This is a genomic window from Aeromicrobium sp. CnD17-E, from assembly GCF_024124745.1.
In the GTDB taxonomy this organism is placed as follows: domain Bacteria; phylum Actinomycetota; class Actinomycetes; order Propionibacteriales; family Nocardioidaceae; genus Aeromicrobium.
Genome location: NZ_JAMXRU010000180.1, coordinates 1 through 3,077, shown reverse-complemented (window position 1 = coordinate 3,077; position 3,077 = coordinate 1). Strand labels below are relative to the sequence as shown.

3 protein-coding genes and 1 pseudogene are annotated in these 3,077 nt (G+C 74.9%); 3 read left to right on the top strand and 1 reads right to left on the bottom strand.

Going from position 1 to position 3,077, the window contains the following annotated elements; all coding sequences use genetic code 11:
- Positions 1–192: pseudogene (locus tag NH339_RS17775) on the bottom strand (oxidoreductase); the annotation flags it as partial.
- A gap of 48 nt (positions 193–240) precedes the next feature.
- Between NH339_RS17775 and NH339_RS17770 the strand changes: the two are divergent.
- From NH339_RS17770 to NH339_RS17760, 3 genes are read left to right on the top strand one after another with little or no spacing between them, the layout of a single operon-like run.
- Positions 241–963 carry a hypothetical protein gene (locus tag NH339_RS17770; RefSeq protein WP_253027327.1) on the top strand — a complete coding sequence of 241 codons (723 nt, stop codon included), beginning with the start codon at positions 241–243 and terminating at the stop codon, positions 961–963.
- Entirely contained in the window at positions 960–2,087 is a 1,128-nt protein-coding gene (locus NH339_RS17765) for a sensor histidine kinase (protein ID WP_253027326.1), read from the top strand. Before NH339_RS17770 ends, NH339_RS17765 begins: the two co-directional genes overlap by 4 nt.
- A 54-nt stretch (positions 2,088–2,141) precedes the next feature.
- Positions 2,142–2,933 carry an FkbM family methyltransferase gene (locus NH339_RS17760; protein WP_253027325.1) on the top strand — a complete coding sequence of 264 codons (792 nt, stop codon included), beginning with the start codon at positions 2,142–2,144 and terminating at the stop codon, positions 2,931–2,933.
- The last annotated feature ends 144 nt before the right edge of the window (positions 2,934–3,077 follow it).

Genomic DNA, 3,077 nt, shown 5'->3' with positions numbered 1-3,077 from the left:
CAGCTCGCTGCCCTCCAGCCGCGCCGTGGCGACCGCGCCGAGCAGCAGCGAGCGCGCCGTGTCCTCCGGCGTCGTCCGACGCAGGCCCCGGTCGCGCAGCAGGGCGTCGATGCCGTCACGCGTCGCCGCGAACGCCGAGGGCACCCCCTCGAGGGACGCCGCGGGCAGGAACGGGTCGACGGGCTCTGACACGCCCCGAAGCGTACCGAGCGGACGTCCGCGGACCGGTAGCCTGCGGGTGTGAGCGAGCTGTTCGACCAGGCGGCACGGTCCGCCCCCGGCACCGACGAGGCGCACGACCGCCTCGTCAAGTGGCTGGTGGGCGACCGACTCGCGTGCGTGCTGCTGCTCGAGGACTCCTCGCTCGCCTTCCGGCTCGCCGAGCAGGGCCACGAGGTCGTCGTCGCGGGCGAGGACGTGCGCACCGTCCGGTCGCCCGACGTGCTCTACGTGCGGACCGTCGGCCCCCGCCTGCCGTTCGTGGCCGACGCGTTCGACGCGGTCGTCACGCCGCAGCTGCACGACGACCAGACCGTGCTGGCCGAGCAGGCCCGCGTGCTGCGCGCGGGTGGCGTGCTCTCGAGCCTCGCGCGCGACCACGACGAGACGCTGCCGTGGGTCCGACGCCTGCGCGAGGTCGCAGGACGTCGTCCGACGCCACCCGCACCGGCCACCGGCACCGTCGAGGCCTCCGGGCTCTTCCACCCCCTCGAGACGACCGAGCACGCCACGTGGGAGGAGCTCGACCTCCCCGCGCTGTTGCAGTACGCCCGCGAGACCGGACGCCAGCCCGTCGAGGACGCGACACTGTCGCGCGTGCGGGAGCTGTTCGACCAGAACACCGCGCAGAGCGGCAGCCTGCGGCTGCGTCACCTGCTGCGTGGCACCCGGGCCCGCGTGCGCAAGGAGCCGCGCTCGCAGGGACCCCAGCCGCCGGACACGCTGCTGCTCGAGCTGCGGTGAGCCCCCTCCTCGCGGTCCTGCTCGGCGTCCTGCTGGGCGGGCTCGGCCACGCCGTGCTGCGTCGACGCCGGCTGCGCGGCACCCCGCTCGGGTCGCCCGAGGAGCGCGCCACCTACGAGGCGCTGCACCGCACCGCCCTGGCGGCACCGGCCCTGCGGCAGGGGCTCGACCGCTCCAGCGCCCTGGAGACCCTGCCCCACGTGCGCGCCCTGCTCGGCACGCCGACGGTGGGTCTGACCGACACCACCACGCACCTCGCCTGGGACGGACCCGACGACCCGACCGACCCGGGTCTGGCCGACGTCGTCGCGGCGACGTTGCGCACCGGCCGCACCCAGGCCGCCGGGCCGGCCGTCGCCGCTCCCCTCGTGGTCGACGAACGGGTCATCGGCGCACTCGTCGTGGTGGCCGAGCAGCCGTCGGCCGGGCTGCTGCGGGCGACCGCCGAGGTCGCCGCGTGGATGTCGGGCCAGCTCGAGCTGGCCGAGCTCGACAAGTCCCGCACCGCGCTCATGGCGGCCGAGCTGCGGGCGCTGCGCGCGCAGATCTCGCCGCACTTCGTCTACAACTCCCTCGGCGCGATCGCGTCGTTCGTGCGCACCGACCCCGAGCGGGCGCGCGAGCTGCTGCTGGAGTTCGCCGACTTCACGCGCTACTCCTTCCGCCAGCACGGCGACTTCACCACGCTGGCGGAGGAGCTGCGCTCGATCGAGCGCTACCTGGTGCTCGAGAAGGCCCGCTTCGGCGACCGGCTGCGCGTGGTCACGCGGGTGGCGCCGGAGGTGCTCAACGTCCGGCTGCCGTTCCTGGCGGTCCAGCCGTTGGTCGAGAACGCCGTGCGGCACGGGCTGGAGGGCCAGCAGGGTGCCGGCACCGTCACCCTCGTGGCCCTCGACGAGGGCGCCGACTGCGTCATCTCCATCGAGGACGACGGCGTGGGCAGCGATCCGGAGACCGTCCGGGCCGTGCTGTCGGGCGACACGTCGTCGGCGTCCGTGGGCCTCGCGAACGTCGACGAGCGGCTGCGCACGGTCTACGGCAACGACCGGGGCATCGTGGTCGAGACGGCCCCGGGGCTGGGCACGAAGGTCACGCTGCGGATCCCCAAGTTCGCACCCCCGTGACCTTCGGCGTCCACGACGGTTGATGGGGTCGAAGGTCCACGTGGGAGGAGCAACATGGCAGTGCGCAGTGCGGGGTACGCGGTCCGGCGGGTGCGTCAGTCGTTCACGCACTTCCGCAACGGGCCCCAGCTGCTGCTGGCGATGGCCCGAGGCGGCGAGGTGACGTTCCGGACCCGCTCGGGCCTGACCATCCACACGCCGAACTCCCCCGGCGCCCGGTTCCCCGTCTACGAGATCACGGCCGACGACGTGTACCGCGTCGACGAGCTGCTGGCCGGGCTCCGTCCGGACTTCGTCGCGATCGACGTCGGCGCCCACATCGGCAGCTTCTCGACGGCGGTCTGCGCCCGCGCCCCCCGCGCGACCGTGCACGCGTACGAGGCGTCGCCCTCGACGGCGGCCTGGACGCGCCGCAACGCCGAGGCCAACGGCTTCGCCGACCGGCTGCACGTGCACGCCGAGGCGGTCTCCGACCACCGCGGCACGCTGCGCTTCGTCGACAACGGCGAGGCCAGCGCGCACAACGGCATGACCGCGCCCGACGGGCTCGGGGGCGAGGTCGAGGTGCCGTGCGTGACGTTCGCCGACGCCCACGCGGCGGCCGGCGGGCGGGTCGACCTGCTCAAGAGCGACGCGGAGGGCGCCGAGTACGGCTACATCCTCGGCAGCGACCCCGCCCTCTGGGCCGACGTGCAGCGGGTCGTCATGGAGTACCACCCCGTCGACGGCTACGCCCTGGCCGACCTCGTCACCTACCTCGCGGGCGTCGGGCTCGACCTCGTGCGGGACGAGCCGTCGCCGGACAAGCCCGGCCTCGGGAACGCCTGGTTCGCCCGCGCCGCATGACCCGGCTCCCCCCGGCCCTGATGCCGCTGTGGCCCGTGGCCAAGCGGGCCCACCGCGCCGCGACCCGCACGGTCGGCGTGGCGGCTCGTGCCGTCGGCGACGGCGGTCCGCGGTCGGTGCCCGCGCGCGTCAGCCCGACGTCGC

What these genes read in the sequence shown, in the direction of transcription:
- NH339_RS17760 (WP_253027325.1), top strand. Translation starts at nt 2,142, where the DNA reads ATGGCAGTGCGCAGTGCGGGGTACGCGGTCCGGCGGGTGCGTCAGTCG.